This is a genomic window from Haloterrigena salina JCM 13891 (assembly GCF_000337495.1).
GTDB classification, from domain to species: Archaea; Halobacteriota; Halobacteria; order Halobacteriales; family Natrialbaceae; genus Haloterrigena; species Haloterrigena salina.
On record NZ_AOIS01000034.1, the window covers coordinates 27,922 to 42,741 of the forward strand.

Here is a 14,820-nt window from a genome sequence, read left to right on the forward strand (position 1 = left end):
TTAGGGCGCAGTGGTATCTCCTTAGGGTGCCAATTGATACCATGAAGCTCGCACACGTTTCGCTCCTCGAAGACTTCGGCACTCGATCGGTTGCAGTCCACGCGCTCATGGTACTCGCGTTCGCCAACGCGGTGCTCGCGGGGCTGTTCCTCACCGGACAGGTCGGCCTCGTCTCGTTCGTCGCGCTGCTCAACCTCACGGCCGGACTGTGGGTTGCCCACTCGATTCACTCGCTCGGGCACGAGGCCGCCGGCGGCGAGTACGAGGGCGTCCTCAACGAACTGCTCGACGGCGGTACTGACGACGCCGTCAACGGCCTCGATACGGGCCGGTTCGGTCGACTGCTCGCGCTCGTCGCGGCCGTGACGGCCGTCGCGCTGTTGACCTCGGCGCAGGTCCTTCCGGGCGCGGTCTTCCGGATCGCGGTCGTCGCCGTCGGCAGCATCGCCGTCGTGACCGCGATCATCGGGTTCCTGATCGCGCTGGGCGCGTCCTACGACGAGAGTCAACGGCAGACCGTCGAGCGGATCGAACGGAACGCGGAGACCGACGGCGGCAATATCGACGACGAGTGAGCGGGGTGCGAGGTACAACCGGCAATAATTTTCCCTACCTCGTACTCGAATCTCGAGAGGACGCCAACTCCCTCGTGCGGTTTTCGCTCGAACCGGCGTCGCCGCGCCGGTAAGGCTTGCCCCGGACGACGGATGGAGTCCGCTGGACTGTGAACCGAACGTATGACGATCGCAGTCCGGACGCTCGACGACGGCGCGTGGATCAGCGTCAACGACAGCCGACAAGTAAGCGTCAGCGACGTTTGGACCCTCTCTCGGGGTGTTTTCTGTGACTGTGAGCCGGCGTACGTCCTCCTGGAGGCGTTCGTGGACGTGAGCGTCGACGGCTCGATCGTGTTCGCGGACGCGGTCGGACAGTGCCTCGAGTGCGGGACTCGCGACCCGATCGACCGGCTCCCCGTCGGCCGCGTCGTCGACGGGGAGTTCCGCCCGTACGATCCGGAGGGCGTCCAATGGCGCGTCGAGCCCGAAAGCGAGCGGGCGAGTCGAGAGTAGCGGTAGTAGATAGTGGCAATGACGACCGGGACCGACGAGACCCGGGCAGTACTGACGACAGACAGCGGGGCTTATACGTGCAGGTCATATAGCGGGATCAATGCCAAGCGACGTCGAGCAGTGGAAGGACGAACTCTACGGCACGGACATTCGCGACGAGATCGAACGCTTCGCCGAGGAGGGATGGGAATCCATCCCCGAGGACGAGCGAGACGCCTGGTTCGAGCGGTTCAAGTGGTTCGGTCTGTACCACCAGCGGGCCGGACAGGAATCGTACTTCATGATGCGGATCGGCCCGCCGGGCGGCGTTCTCGAGCCGGGTCAGTTCCGACGAATCGTCGAGATCGCCGACGAGTTCTCGCGCGGCCCGGCCGAAAACCCCGAGTTCGGCAACGGCTGGATCGACGTGACGACGCGTCAGGCCATTCAACTGCACTGGATCCGCCTCGAGGACGTCCCGGAGATCTACGAACGACTCGAGGACGCTGGCCTCTCGACGGTCCAGGCCTGCGGCGACTCCTGGCGGAACATCGTCGGCTGTCCCGTCGCCGGCAAGGACAAACACGAGCACGTCGACGCCGGCGCGCTCGCGAACGAGCTCCACGACACGTACAAGCAGAACGAGGCCCACTCGAACCTCCCGCGCAAGTGGAAGGTCTCGGTGACCGGCTGCGACGAGGGCTGCGGCCAGGGCGACATCAACGATCTGGCGTTCGAGCCCGCCGAGAAGGAGATAGACGTCTCCGGCGAAGCCGGAGGCTCGTCGGACGAGTCCGACGGTGGCGAGACCGTCACGGGCTACAACGTCCGCGTCGGCGGCGGCCTCTCGCGCAACGAGCCCCGCTTCGCGCGAAACATCGACGTCTTCGCGACGCCCGAACAGGCCGTCGAGGTCGCCGGCGGGCTCTCGGCACTGTTCCGCGACCACGGCGACCGCGAGGACCGCTACAACGCGCGCATCAAGTTCCTCGTCGACGAGTGGGGCCCCGAGAAGGTCCGCGAGACGCTCCAGGAGGAGTACGTCGATTTCGAACTCGAGACCGCGGGCGAGGACCTCCGCGAGTCGTATTCGTACAACGCGGGCGAGGCCGACGGCAAGCACGACCACGTCGGCGTCCACGAGCAGGTCGACGGGAACTACTACGTCGGTCTGAACGTCCTCGTCGGCCGTATCGGCATCGACGACGCCTACGAACTCGCCGACGCCGCCGAGGAGTACGGCTCCGGTGAGGTCCGCCTCACGCAGCGCCAGAACATCATCTTCACCGACGTCGCCGAGGAGAACCTCGACGACCTGCGCGCCGAACCCGTCCTCGAGGAGTACAGCCCCGATCCCCACCCGTTCCAGCGCGGCTCGATCGCCTGTACCGGTACCGAGTTCTGTTCGCTCTCGATCGTCGAGACGAAGAACCGACAGGTCCGCTTCGCCCGCTGGCTGAAGGCGAACGTCGATCTTCCTGACGGCGTCGAGGACTTCCACATCCATCTCTCGGGCTGTACCGCCTCCTGCGCCCAGCCCCAGATCGCCGACGTCTCCCTGCGCGGGATGAAGACGCGCAAGAACGGCGAACCCGTCGAGGCGCTCGACATCGGTCTCGGCGGCGGTCTCGGCGAGGAGCCCCAGTTCGCCTCGTGGGTCACCGAGCGCGTCCCGGCCGACGAGGTCCCCGGCGCGATCGCGAACCTGCTCGAGAACTTCGCCGACGCCCGCGAGAGCGAGTCCCAGAGCTTCCGCGAGTTCGTCGCCGAGCGCGACGACGAGGAACTCGCCGAACTGGTCGAACCCGAGGAGACCAGCTACGAGGACCCGTACATGCACAACACGAAGCGCACCTGGTACCCCTACGCCGAAGACGACGAGCTGGACTCGAGTCCCGCGCCCGCTCGCGCCGACGGCACGCCGATCGCCTCGGACGACTAACGGCTAAGACTCACTGCGCGCTTTCGATCTGCGGCTCTCGTTTCTCGGTGCGTTTCTGATTGGAACACCATGTTTCCGAAGGACATCGCAATCGTAGTGAGGTCTACAAGCAATTCTGTCATCAATTCTCGAGTGGCCTAAGTGTGCTCGCCCGCTCTACGGCAACATGACCGACCGACTGATGAAGGTTAACGCCTACACGACGCTCGATCTGGTCGACGCCGTCGCGAGGGGTCAGGAGTTCGAGACCGAGGCGTTCGCCGTCGCGAACGCGACCTCGGACAAGGAGACCCCCGACTGCGTCCGACTGCAGTTCGAACTCGACAACATGACCGAGGAACACCTCCCCGCCCACATGGAGGAACTCGAGTTGACGGCCGACCAGGCGCGGACGCTCGCGGCTGACCTCGAGAAGCACGCCGATCGGATCAACGACGCCGACGAGTAACGGCAGCGACGAGTCGACCGCGCCGTCGAGTTGGGATCAGGAAAGCGCCGCGGTGACGTCGGTCGACGAAACCATGCCGAGGTAATCGTCTTTCTTCACGACCGGGAGGTGACCGATGCCGAGACCGGTCATCATCGCGGCGACCTCCTCGAGGTAGAGGTCCGGCGGCACGGTCTCGACGGATTCCGTCATCACGTCTCTGACCCGCAGCTCGGTCGGGTCTCGTCCCTCGGCGGCGGCGTTCACGAGATCGGTGCTGGTGACGATCGACGGGGGATCCGTCGTCACGACGAGCGCGGTGATCTCCTCGTCGCGCATCGTCGTCGCGGCCTCCTGGAGCGTCGCGTTCTTCGAGACCGTCTCGAGCGGCGTCGACATTACCTCGTCGACACGGGTACCGTTAGTAGGTGTCATGTGACCACGTACGATCACATCCACCATGTCTCTTGCGCACGGTTATCACTGACCTCGGCGCCGAGGTGTCGCCGTCAGAGCCGCGACCGACCGCCGTCAGTCCCGCAGTTCCTCGATTTTTCCCTTCGCCTTCTCGATTCCGGACTCGAAGGTTTCCTCGATCTCTTCGACGGAGCGTTCGACGTAGCGGACGCGCTCTTTCGGAACGCGGCGAACGACGTTGTTGCCGTCCTCGTCGGTCCCGTACGCGAACAGCCAGTGATCTTGGAAGTAGGCGATGCGATCGTTGTCGACGGTCGCCCGCTCGAGGTCGCCGGTCGCGGTCTCGTAGACGATCGACGCCTTTCCCAGCTCGAGGTCGGATTCGGTGTCGGTATCGATATCGACCATGGGCATGGCGTCAACCGTCGACCGTGTAGGCCTGTACCCGGCAGGTGCAGCCGCGGCGCTCGCCGATCGATCGCTACCGGGAGAACTCGACGGCGACGCCGGTCGCTGCTCCTCGCGAGAGCGGCGGCGACGCGGCCGCTCACTCCTCGCTGATCCGGCTCCCGCCCGGCGGCATGAAGTGCTGGATGCGGTCCGGGCTGGCGATCTTCCGGACGAACGACTCGTCCTCGAAGCGCTCGCGGAACCGGCGGTAGATCCGCTTTGCCGCGTCGGCTTGTGCGTACCGACCGGGCTCGAGTTCGATCGTCGTCTCGGCCTGTCCTTCGATGGCCGACGGCGGACCGCCGATCACGCGCGTGTAGGGCTCACACTGGATGCCGACCGCGACGTCGACCGGCGTGTCCCGGTAGTAGGTGCGGTCGCCGCGGATCGCGAACCCGCCTTTCTCCAGGTACTCGCCGCTCTCGGGGGTCTTGGTGACCTGATCGGAGTCGACGGCGTAGACGTCGCCGGCGTAGCGGCCGTCCTTCCAGACCGACGAGTAGGAGACCGCGAACTGCGCGGCCTCCTCGATGCTCGACTCCGGCAACTCGATGTCCGACGAGGAGGCCTCGCTCGGATCGGTCGCCTTGAGCACGGTGACGGGGCCGCCGTGGGCCTGCGTGTGAAGGACCTTGTCGCCGGGCTCTAAGTATTTCTTGACGAGTTCCTCGTTCTGGTCGGCGTTGCGGCCGCCGATCACGAGGTAACCGTCGCTGGTGTGAAACCAGCGGAAGCGATCGAACCACGGCTCGTTCTCGCGGATCGGAACGGAGGGTTCCGACAGCCAGTCGCGGTCGTCGTCCTCGTCCTCGTCGTCGTCGCCTTCGGCGGCGGCGTCTTCTTCCTCCCACCGGTCCCGGCGAGCCTTTGCTTCCGCTAAGTCCTCGCGGGTGTCCTCGATGGCCGCCAGCGCGCCCTCCTTTTTCTCCTCGACGCGCTTGGCCTCGGTGTAGAGTCGGTCGGCGTTCTGTTCGACGCCCTGCTTGGCCACGAGGTCGATGCGCTCGCCGTCGAGCTCGACGGTGACCGTCCCTTCGCTGCCGTCGACGTCGACGACGGCCTCGGCGGCCGCGATGCCGCGGTCGGCCCCTTCGGCGAACCGCTCTTCGATCTCCTCCCAGGGCCGGTCCTGGGCGCGGGCCTCCTGGACCGTCGAGAGGATGTCGTCGACCAGCCCGTACTCGGCGTACAGCAGTTCCGCCTGCTCGCGGAGGGCGTCGGCCTCCTGCTCGAACCCCTCGATCGCGCCCTGCTGTTGCTCGATGATCCGCTCGTACTTGGCGATCTCCTCCTCGAAGTCGGGCCGCTGGGTCGTCGGATCGGTCTCCTCCTCGTCCTCGGCGAGCTCGAGTCGGTAGAAGTAGTCGTCCAGTGCCGCGAGGAAGGAGTCGTAGGGCTCCGAGGCCAGTTCGACGTGCTCCTCGAGCGGGAACGGCGTCGCGTCGACGACCCGGTCGGGACTCGAGTCACCGTCGCCGCCGTTCTCGTCGGATTCGCTCTCGTTGTCATCGTCGCCTTCGTCCGCGAGGTACAGCCGCGGATCGAAGTTCCCGTTGCGGAGGTCGAGCGCGAGCCGTTCGATGGCGCCGTAGATCCGATCGTAGACGTCCTCGTCGGCCTCGGCGATGTCCATCGCCTTCTCGACGCCGGCGCGGGTGCAGATCTCCTCGGCGTAGAGGCCGCCGAAGTTGAGCTGGGTCGCCAGCGTCCGGACGACGTCCGTGTCCGAGTCTTCCATCTCGCGGTCGAACGCCTCTCGGGAGACCGTCAGGGGATTCGTCCGACTGTCGGGGAACTCGTAGCGCGACCCCGGTACGACGGTTCGGGACTTGAGGCGGACGGTCTCGAGGCAGTCGATCACTTCGTACTCGCCGTCGGTGACGGCGACGTTGCCCTGCCCGAACAGTTCGACGATGATCCGGGTGGTGCCGTCTTCGCGCTCGAAGACGAACTCGAGGATGCGGTCGAACTCGTACTGTTCGACGCCGGCGAAATCGGCCCCGGAGAGTCGGTTCCGGAGCATCATCGCGAACTGCGGCGGTCGGCCGGGCGCGTCGGGCACCCGCTCGGGGGCGACCGTGTGGGCCCGCTTGGTCTCGCCGACCTCGAGGAGGAGTTCGACGCGGCCGCGATCGAAGTCCCGCATCTTGAGCCGGACGAGATCGTCGCCGTAGAGATAGGCCTTGTCGACCTTCGCTCCCTCGTAGGCACCGAGTTCCCCGACGAGGGCGGCGAGGTCGACGCTGGTAAGCTCCCGCTTTGGATCCATACCCCAAACTGCCCGGCGCTGTCAAAAAGGCGTGTCGCTCCGGCGCGGTCGGCTCGCGCCCTCGCTGGGGTGGGACCGTCCCGCGACACGGGCGGACGACCGCCGGTCGCCACGTCCTCGACGGTCGGAAAGTCTAATCCGCGCCGAGGCCCACCGTACGCGTATGTCCGACAGCGTCGACACGAGCCGTCGGGGCCGACGCCCGACCGCCGCAGCCGTTCGGTACCGCAGCGACGACCGAACCGGAACCCAAAGCGGGCGCCGACCCGCCGCCGGAGGCCGCCGATGAGTCAGCCGGGCCCCGACTCGAGCCCCGATCCCGACGACCAACCGTGGGATGAGGTCTCCCGGTTCCCCACGTTCGTCAACCACCTCGAGAACGAGGGGGCGTTCTCCGTCCGGGAGATTATCTCCAACTTGGACGTGGAGATCCCCGTCGACGGGATCGTCTTCCATGACCGGGGCATTCGCGTCCCCGGCTACGACGCGACGTTCGTCCACGAGCCCTCGCGGGGCCGGCCGGCCTTCAGCCTCGAGGTGGACACGGTCGGGCCGCGAAACGCGTGGGCCGTCTTCGACGCCCAGCTCGGCTGGGACCTCTACCTGCTCCGGACCGAGGGCGTGTCGGCTCTGGCCTGGGTCAGCGACGAGGAGTACAAGACCGAGGAGGCGACGCACTTCCGGACGAAACACGACGCGCTGGCCGCGGGTCGGTTCTCCTTCGGCGTCTTCTGTTACTCGGGTAGCGACTGGGACGAACGCGTCGCCCGAATCGAGGGCACGGACGCCCCCGCCTACCTCAAACGCGACGACGGCACGCCGGTGATCCCCCAGAACCCCTCGGAGTTCTACGACTACATCGGCTCGAGCGCCACCGAGTTGCGCCAGACCGGCGGCGGCGCGCCGCCCCACCTCGGCATCCTGGAACTCGAGGTCACGATCAACTGATCGAGGAGGTCTGCTCTCGGATCCAGCTCCCGTGGTATCACGACTCTCGGAACCCTTATCCGGTGTTCGACCCTACGATTGTTTGTAATGGCAAACGGTAACGTTGATTTCTTCAACGACACAGGCGGCTACGGTTTCATCTCGACTGAGGACGCGGACGATGACGTGTTTTTCCACATGGAAGACGTCGGCGGTCCGGATCTGGAAGAAGGCGAGGAGATCGAATTCGACATCGAACAGGCCCCCAAGGGCCCCCGCGCGACGAACGTCGTCCGCAACAACTGATCGCGACGGCTCCGTCGCCAGCGGGCGACGATGACTGTTGCCGTGATTTTTCGTACGTTCCGTGCTGAGCGGCCGCTCCGCGCGTTCGGTAGCGCGGTCGATACGGACTCGACTAGCGCCGACTCGAGATTCATACAGAACAGATGAGCGAGTTCTCCTCAGTAGGTCGCGATACGGTTTATTTATCTCCGAGAGGGCGCAAAACCCGCGTTCAGTACAGGGGAGAGACGTCCCGGGTCGGTTCCGGATACGAAACTCGAATCAGTTCGTGACTCGGTTGCGCAACCCCTGGAGAGTATTTACGTTCGGGCCGCCACGGGTTGGACGATGGCTACAGAGGCTTCCTTTACGGTACCGTCCGACGAGTTCCCGCTGGGGACGGTGTTCAAGAAACTGCCGAACGTGTCGGTCGAACTGGAGCGGATTATTCCCGCTCGGGACGTGGTGATCCCCTATTTCTGGGTTCGCGGAACCGCAATTGACAACGTCCAAGGGGCGTTCTCGGAGCATCCGGGCGTAAAGCAAATCCAGTTCATCGACTCCGTCGAAGACGAGAATCTGTTGCGCGTCGAGTGGGCGTTGGATTACGACGACGTACTAACCACGTTGACAGAAACGAACACCGCGCTCATCGAAGCCGTCGGGACGAGCAAGCAGTGGACGTTCGATATTCGTGGCGACACCCGTCACGATATCGCTGATTTTCAGTCCCGCTGTCGGGAGTTAGATATTCCGATCACGCTCACCGAGCTGCACGCGCTCACGCCGATAGAGACGGCTACTGAGGCGGCCCTCACCGACACCCAACAGGAAGCGCTAGTGCTCGCCTACGAGTGCGGCTACTTCGAATCCCCGCGTGAGGTAACGATGGAAGAAATCGGCGACGAACTCGGCATCTCACAGCAGGCCGTCGCCTCCCGACTCCGGCGCGGGATCAAACAGATCCTCGGGAATACACTATCCGACATACCGGCTCACTCTCGATAGTGGGTTTAAAAGTATGTTGGATACTAAAAAGTGAGGGTGATCTGCGTGAGCCTTCTAAAATGATGTAATGAACGAGGGTCCCTTCGCGTTCGATACCGTGCTCGACCTGTGCGGAGATACGCATCGTCGCATCGTCCTCGCGGTGCTCGCAGAAGAACAGCGTCCGTTGACGGTTAATGACCTCACGAGAACGATTCTCACCCACAATCATCATACGGCGGTTACCGAAGCTTCTGAAGGGATGCTAACGGAAATTCGGTCCTCACTATACGACACGCACATCCCGAAGTTAGAATCGGCGGGAGTCATCGACTACGACCCGGAACGTAAACTCGTCGAACCAACGGAACAGTTCGACCGGCTACAGCCCCATCTCTCTGCGATCCTCGGTATCGATCCGAATCTCGACGACTCAATTGAGTTATGAGCTTGTCTAGATGACCCGCTATTCACGATAGCGCGCTGAAATCACTTCAGTGACGTCTGAAATGAGAACGTGATCGATAAGCGCACATAGTTACCGAATTGCCTCACTTAGTTCTAATATGCGGGAACGAATATCGCTACTACCCGCTGGTATCCAGAATTTTGCTTGAGACCGAGAGAAGCATTCGATACCGACACGCGCGAGCGTGTCACTATCGATATCCTACCCGGCCTTCAGTGCGGGGTTTTGCGCCTGTTCCTCCGGTTCCTTCAATTTGAGACCGACGCCTCGAGATCGTTCTCACTCGAGCAGGTTCGATTCGGGCGAGAACAGCGGTGCTCGACGCGAACGCCGTCGCTCGAGGGCGGTGTCGGTCGGCGAGAAATGCGATCAGTTCGAGTTACCGAGGTTCAATCGATGTGGCCTTCGCGACGCAGTTGATCTGCGTCTTGGCTGGTGTAGCGCCACTCGATCGTCGCCTTCTCGTCCTGCCAGTCCCAGGGTTCGGCGACGACGATGTCGTCTTGTTCGATCCACGTGCGGTACTTCATCCGACCGGGGATGCGGCCGAGGCGCTCCTCGCCGTCGGCACAGCGCAGTTGCACGTGATTGCCACCGAGATGTTCGGTCACGACGGCGAATACTTCATCGTTGTTGGGCATACGGAGATTCCGGCGCCCGGATTCTTCTGTCACAACTGTACTACGTGCGGGAGACATTTAAAGGGTTGGAGAGCCGTGGTAACATTTGGCTCGATACTGACAGTACGCACAGCTGACGTGATGTCGATTTAACAGTCGTACTCGGCGGCCGGCGGGCTACAGTTCTCGATCCGAATCCGGGTTCTCGAGTTCCCACAGCAGTTCCGGCAGGAACGCCTCGAGGTTCTCGATAACTTTCCGCTCGCTGACGTTCAGTCCCTCGCAGTGCTCGTGGGCCGAGTCGCGGATGTCGACGTGGAGGTCGCCGTCCTCGAGGAAGACCGCCAGCGGGAAGACCGAACACCGGGTCGGTTTCCAGTCCTCCTCCAAGTGGAGGGTACAGAGCCCGTCGTCCCGGAGGAAGGCACAGGCGCAGCCGTCGTCGCCGACGTGGTCGTCCCGATCTTTCTCCTCGCGGGTGACGAACTTCTCGCCGCGGAAGTCCGTCGTCGTCTCGGCGAGGTTAGCTCGCTGGGCTAACTCGAGGAGGTCCTTGTCGTAGAGGAGCACGCCGTGGTGACAACACCAGGTGCAGTCCTCGACGCACTCGAAGGTAAGCTCCGGATCGAACTCGACGACGACCTCGCGGTCGGGGTAGACCTCGACGCGTCGCCGCTGGTCAGCGCTCACGGCTCCGGAGAGGGGCGTCGCCCTCAAGTGCCTTTCTACCTGCCCTCTCGGATCGATCGTCGCCGCGACGGTCGGTTCGACCGTCGCCGATCGGTCGAAGCCGTTACCGGACCGAAGCCATCACTGGCTCGAGGACGGGATTACGCGCGCAGCGACTCCCGCTCGAGCTCGCGTCGTTCCGGTTCGCTCGAGTCGGAGACCGTGTTTCGGAGCGTCCCAACGCCCTCGTAAGTGGTCTCGACGGCGTCGCCGGCTTCGACCGCTCCGGGAACCGCGGGACTGCCGAGCGAGACGACGTCGCCCGGACGGAGGGTAACCCGACGGGAGAGCGACGAGACGATTTCGACGGGGTCGAACGGCATCGATTCGACGGTCGCCTCCCGGCGCCGCTCGCCGGTGACGTCGAACCGCACGTCGATCCCGGTCGGGTCGACCGCGGTTTCGATCCATGGGCCCAGCGCGACGGAGCCGCCGCCCACGTTCCGGATGGGACGACCGCTCGGATCGACTGCGGCGACGTCGTTTCGGATCGCGTGCCCGCGGACGACCTCCGGAACCTCGTCTTCGGAGACGTTTCGACAGCGTTCGTCGATGACGGCTGCGAGTTCGCCGACGGCCACGAGTCTGCCGGCGACGTCGGGAGCCGGAACGGAGGCCCGGTGGCCGACCAGCGACGCCGCCGACTCCGCGACGAAGTCGAGTGCGTCTATGTGTTCGTGCGCCGGCTGTTCGTCGGTGGTCGCGAGGCTGCCGTCGATGCGGTACAGCGCCGAGGGGTTACAGGGCGGCAGGAAGTCGGGGTCGACGCCGACGTCGTAGGCGCCGCCGTCGGTGTGGAGGACGCCGTCTTCGTACCGTCCGGCGACCGGTCCGTCGTCGGTCGCGATCCGCGCGCGTTTCATTACCGCCCGTCGCGGTTCCGGAAGGGTAGTGGTGTCGATTCCGTCGTCCGCTGTTCGGAACCGTACGAGCGATTCGCGGGTCGACTCGCAGCTACCGCTCTCGAGGAAATTCCCACTCACCCGCGACGCTCGAGGCCCGGACACAGGCACATGGAGGGCCGACGTATACCCCGATCCCTCGGCAACGGACGGGTATGTGCGCTAACCTCACCGTCGACGAGGAAGGAAAGCGAGTCGTCAACACGAACGGCAAGGAGATCGGCGTCATCGACGAGGTCGGTGCGGGGGTCGCGTACGTCGAACCCGAGGCGGAGATGAGCGACTCGATCAAGTCGCGACTCCACCGCGACCGGGACGTCGCCGACGGCACGGAGCGATTCCAGCTCGACGAGGATCACATCGAGGCGATCACCGGCGACGAAGTTCGACTGCAGCGGTTCTGACCGGGCGACTCTCGGACGATCGCCGAGCGCTTACGCTTCGCCTAACAGTCCCTCGAGGTTCCGGTAGCGAACGTTCGCCCACGCCTCGGCCGGGAGATCGAACCGATCGAACAGTCCGAGCTGCGGCACCTCGTGACCCGGGTAGAGGTAGTCCGTCCCGAAGAGGAGCTGTTCGTGGTGGGTCTCGAGAAACGCCCGTCCGTATTCGGGATCCCGAGTGAGCCCGGTCCAGCCGGAGAGCCCCGAGAGATCGCCGTAAACGTTGTCGTACCGAGCGAGGAGCTCCGGCACCCGGCCGCCGGGTTCGACCGGCCGCTCCGGATACCGACCCAAATCCGATTCTTCGACGTCCGCGGAGATGTGGGCCCACCAGCCGTGGGCGTGGCCGATGAAATCGACGTCAGGGAACGACGCCAGCACGTTTTCGAAGCGCGGCAGGCCGACCGCGTCGAGCATCGCCTTGTCGTCGAGGTGGAGGACCACCGGAAGCCCGTGGTCGGCACACAGTTCGTACAGCCGCTCGTGTCGAGCGTCGTCGACCGGCAACCCGGCCTTCAGTTCGCCGAAGCCCCGCGCGCCCCGCTCGACGTAGCGCTCGAGGAGGTGCGTGACGGCCGAGAAGTCTTCCTCGTAGACCAGCGTCCGCGGATCGACCGTACAGAAGGGGACGAGCCGGTCGGGGTAGGCGGCGACCTGCTCGAGGATCCACCAACTCGGCGCCTGGACCGGATAGCTCTCGGGCGAATCGAGCGCCAGCACGACCGCGCGGTCGATGCCGACCGCGTCCATCCACGACACCAGATCGTCCGCGTGCAAGGGCTCCCTGTCGAGGGTCTCCGCGGGGATCAGATGGGTGTGGGTGTCGAACAGCGGCTGGTCGGCGACAGCTGCCTCCTGACTCGATCGCACGCTCGGTTCCGTCCCGGCCGTCGCACTCTCCCCCGTCCCGACGACGCTAGCGGCCCCGAGGAGTCCGGCGCTCGCCCTCGAGAGCACGCGCCGTCGGGACGCGCTCGTCGTCGATCCCCGCCGTTCGCTCGCTCGCGCTCGGGACATGCGACACTCTCCCACGATCCCGACAAAAACGGTACGGGGGACCGATCAGTCGGGCGACGGGTCGCGGAGGCTTTTAATCTTGAGGCGGTCGAACGATCCGATTACGAGCGCCGGAGCACTGATGTCGGACGTGCCCAACGCCCTAGTCACCGGCCCGCCCCGCAGCGGTAAGACGACCGCCCTCGAGCGGACCGTCTCGCGCCTGCGCGAGGACGGCTACGCGGTCGGCGGCCTCTCGAGTCCCGAACGCCGCGAGGCTGGCCGGCGCGTGGGATTCGACATCGTCGACGTCGCAACCGGCGAGCGCGCGGTGATGGCCCGCGTCGACGGGGTGATCCAAGAGTCTGGCGCCTCGAACGGACGCGACGAGCCCCCCGAGTCGGGGGCGTCCGCTCCCACCGTCGGCAAGTACACCGTCGACGTCTCGGCCGTCGACCGCCTCGCCGGGAGGGCGCTGCCGTCGGCTGTCGACGGCGCCGACCGCGTGGTGATCGACGAAATCGTGCCGATGCAACTCGAGAGCGACCGGCTCGTTCGGGAAACGGCGCACGCCCTCGAGTCGTCGACGCCGGTGCTGGCCGCGATCAAACTGGACGCGACGGACGGATTCCTCAGCGTGGTGAAAAATAGGTCGGATACCGAGCGGTTCGGGGTCGAGCCGGACGCGCGAGACGCGCTTCCCGAGACCCTCGCCGCGTGGGTCCGATCACGAATCCGGTCCCGATAGTCTATCGCCCTCAATCCCGATCTCAGGTCCGATCTCGTGTTCTCGTGGCATGTGACGGTTCCGCCGGCCCGTGACAGGCGGTCCGGCGGAGCGCGTGACAGGGGTGGCGCCGAACCGTGTGATAGGCGGTCCGGCGGAGCGCGTGACAGGGGTGGCGCCGAACCGTGTGACAGGCGATTCGGCGGAGCGCGTGACAGGGATTCGTCGGCGTCTGACAGGGATTCGTCGGCGTCTGACAGGGATTCGTCGGCGTCTGACAGGGACGCCGGCGGAACGTGTGCGTGTGCGAATTCAGCTACCGACGTTACTCCTCGATGACGAGATACGTCCGGTCGAGGCGGTGCTCGAGCGAGACGTCGTCGGTGTCGACACTCGATTCGACGAACTCCTCGATGCCAGCGGCGTGGAGATCGGTGACGTCGATGCGACGCCGGTGAGGGTCGAACTCCAGCGCGGTGCCCTCGTCTCTGGTGGTCGGCTCGGATCGGTCATCGGTTCGGTCGACGATCAGTGCCATACGTATCGATGAGACGGAAAGTACGTTAAACCGATCCACCCGGAGTGAAAGTGAAAGNAGATGTGTATAAGAGACAGGTGCAAGACAGCGGGAGTGTATCGTAGAATCTGCGAATCGACGTCGCGGCGGTGTCGGCGCGAGTCTCCGGCCTACCCGAGGCGCTTGACGTCGACGCGGTGGGATCCCGCGTCGGTCTCGAGTTCCACCGCGTCGACGATCGCCGCCTCCGCTCGCGCCTGCCAGTCCTCGACGGCCTCGGCGTGGCGCTTGCGGATCCGCTCGGTCTCGGACGGGTCGGCGTCCTCGAGTTCCCCCTCGAGGTCGGGGTAGTCGGCGACGACGTCGTCCGCGATGACGTCCCCGGGCGGGACGTGGACCGCGCCGGTCAGTTCGGTGTCGTCGCGCCGGTAGACGTGGATCCGCGCTCGCATCCGTCCGTGGAACGGCGGCGTCACCCGGAGCACGGCTGCGCCGGGGTTCTCCCGCGTGTACGCGTAGGCGTTGACCGCGTCCTCGGCCGAGAGCGCGAGCGAGCGAATCGCCGTCGGATCGTCTTCAGTGTCCCCCGCCATTGCCCGTTCGTTAGGCTCGAGACGGGTAAAAGGTGTATATCGGTCGGACTCCGGGGTTCGAAACGGGCTTG

The 14,820-nt window shown here is 65.1% G+C and carries 19 protein-coding genes; 10 read left to right on the plus strand and 9 right to left on the minus strand.

Annotated elements, in window-relative coordinates; genetic code table 11:
- Positions 1-41: 41 nt before the first annotated feature.
- The 4 genes from C477_RS09335 (at position 42) to C477_RS09350 (ending at position 3,439) form a co-directional block, all read left to right on the plus strand.
- Complete coding sequence (locus C477_RS09335) at positions 42-575, plus strand: hypothetical protein (protein ID WP_008894227.1); 534 nt, start codon at positions 42-44, stop codon at positions 573-575.
- Between the two features lie 162 nt (positions 576-737).
- Positions 738-1,070 (plus strand): hypothetical protein, encoded by a 333-nt coding sequence (locus C477_RS09340; protein WP_008894228.1) that lies wholly within the window; start codon positions 738-740, stop codon positions 1,068-1,070.
- A gap of 100 nt (positions 1,071-1,170) precedes the next feature.
- The gene (locus tag C477_RS09345) at positions 1,171-2,991 is read left to right on the plus strand and encodes a nitrite/sulfite reductase (protein ID WP_008894229.1); all 1,821 of its coding nucleotides are present in this window, start codon (positions 1,171-1,173) and stop codon (positions 2,989-2,991) included.
- A gap of 166 nt (positions 2,992-3,157) precedes the next feature.
- Positions 3,158-3,439 (plus strand): DUF6360 family protein, encoded by a 282-nt coding sequence (locus C477_RS09350; protein WP_008894230.1) that lies wholly within the window; start codon positions 3,158-3,160, stop codon positions 3,437-3,439.
- Between the two features lie 36 nt (positions 3,440-3,475).
- Here C477_RS09350 and C477_RS09355 read toward each other — a convergent pair whose 3' ends face one another.
- From C477_RS09355 to rqcH, 3 genes are all read right to left on the minus strand, one after another.
- Positions 3,476-3,817 (minus strand): CBS domain-containing protein, encoded by a 342-nt coding sequence (locus tag C477_RS09355; RefSeq protein ID WP_008894231.1) that lies wholly within the window; start codon positions 3,815-3,817, stop codon positions 3,476-3,478.
- Between the two features lie 132 nt (positions 3,818-3,949).
- Positions 3,950-4,243 carry a hypothetical protein gene (locus C477_RS09360; protein ID WP_008894232.1) on the minus strand — a complete coding sequence of 98 codons (294 nt, stop codon included), beginning with the start codon at positions 4,241-4,243 and terminating at the stop codon, positions 3,950-3,952.
- A gap of 139 nt (positions 4,244-4,382) precedes the next feature.
- Positions 4,383-6,554: a ribosome rescue protein RqcH gene (gene rqcH, locus C477_RS09365; protein WP_008894233.1), complete on the minus strand. Its 2,172-nt coding sequence runs from the start codon at positions 6,552-6,554 to the stop codon at positions 4,383-4,385.
- A 285-nt stretch (positions 6,555-6,839) separates the two neighbouring features.
- On the opposite strand from rqcH, the gene C477_RS09370 reads away from it, so the two are divergent.
- From C477_RS09370 to C477_RS09385, 4 genes are all read left to right on the plus strand, one after another.
- Entirely contained in the window at positions 6,840-7,502 is a 663-nt protein-coding gene (locus tag C477_RS09370) for a hypothetical protein (RefSeq protein ID WP_008894234.1), read from the plus strand.
- 87 nt (positions 7,503-7,589) lie between these two features.
- Positions 7,590-7,787 (plus strand): cold-shock protein, encoded by a 198-nt coding sequence (locus C477_RS09375; RefSeq protein ID WP_008894235.1) that lies wholly within the window; start codon positions 7,590-7,592, stop codon positions 7,785-7,787.
- A gap of 327 nt (positions 7,788-8,114) precedes the next feature.
- Positions 8,115-8,774, plus strand: a complete 660-nt coding sequence (locus C477_RS09380) for a helix-turn-helix domain-containing protein (protein WP_008894236.1) — start codon at positions 8,115-8,117, stop codon at positions 8,772-8,774.
- A gap of 67 nt (positions 8,775-8,841) precedes the next feature.
- Positions 8,842-9,201, plus strand: a complete 360-nt coding sequence (locus tag C477_RS09385; protein WP_008894237.1) for a DUF7344 domain-containing protein — start codon at positions 8,842-8,844, stop codon at positions 9,199-9,201.
- Between the two features lie 410 nt (positions 9,202-9,611).
- Here C477_RS09385 and C477_RS09390 read toward each other — a convergent pair whose 3' ends face one another.
- The 3 genes from C477_RS09390 to C477_RS09400 all read right to left on the minus strand — a co-directional run bounded on the left by C477_RS09390 (position 9,612) and on the right by C477_RS09400 (position 11,434).
- Positions 9,612-9,920 carry a translation initiation factor eIF-1A gene (locus C477_RS09390; RefSeq protein WP_083870274.1) on the minus strand — a complete coding sequence of 103 codons (309 nt, stop codon included), beginning with the start codon at positions 9,918-9,920 and terminating at the stop codon, positions 9,612-9,614.
- A gap of 99 nt (positions 9,921-10,019) precedes the next feature.
- On the minus strand, positions 10,020-10,532 hold the full coding sequence (locus C477_RS09395) for a hypothetical protein (RefSeq protein WP_008894238.1): 513 nt from the start codon (positions 10,530-10,532) through the stop codon (positions 10,020-10,022).
- 140 nt (positions 10,533-10,672) lie between these two features.
- Positions 10,673-11,434, minus strand: coding sequence for a fumarylacetoacetate hydrolase family protein (locus C477_RS09400; RefSeq protein WP_049914455.1), 762 nt, complete (start codon positions 11,432-11,434; stop codon positions 10,673-10,675).
- Positions 11,435-11,628: 194 nt separating this feature from the next.
- Here C477_RS09400 and C477_RS09405 point away from each other — a divergent pair, with 194 nt between their 5' ends.
- The gene (locus C477_RS09405; RefSeq protein WP_008894240.1) at positions 11,629-11,877 is read left to right on the plus strand and encodes a hypothetical protein; all 249 of its coding nucleotides are present in this window, start codon (positions 11,629-11,631) and stop codon (positions 11,875-11,877) included.
- Positions 11,878-11,907: 30 nt separating this feature from the next.
- Here C477_RS09405 and C477_RS09410 read toward each other — a convergent pair whose 3' ends face one another.
- Positions 11,908-12,933, minus strand: a complete 1,026-nt coding sequence (locus C477_RS09410) for an amidohydrolase family protein (RefSeq protein ID WP_008894241.1) — start codon at positions 12,931-12,933, stop codon at positions 11,908-11,910.
- Between the two features lie 121 nt (positions 12,934-13,054).
- On the opposite strand from C477_RS09410, the gene C477_RS09415 reads away from it, so the two are divergent.
- A complete protein-coding gene (locus C477_RS09415) occupies positions 13,055-13,660 on the plus strand; it encodes an NTPase (protein WP_008894242.1) in 606 nt (201 codons plus the stop codon).
- A gap of 304 nt (positions 13,661-13,964) precedes the next feature.
- Here the strand turns inward: C477_RS09415 and C477_RS09420 are convergent, their stop codons facing one another.
- Positions 13,965-14,177 carry a hypothetical protein gene (locus C477_RS09420; RefSeq protein WP_008894243.1) on the minus strand — a complete coding sequence of 71 codons (213 nt, stop codon included), beginning with the start codon at positions 14,175-14,177 and terminating at the stop codon, positions 13,965-13,967.
- Between the two features lie 149 nt (positions 14,178-14,326).
- Complete coding sequence (locus tag C477_RS09425; protein ID WP_008894244.1) at positions 14,327-14,749, minus strand: hypothetical protein; 423 nt, start codon at positions 14,747-14,749, stop codon at positions 14,327-14,329.
- Positions 14,750-14,820: the final 71 nt, after the last annotated feature.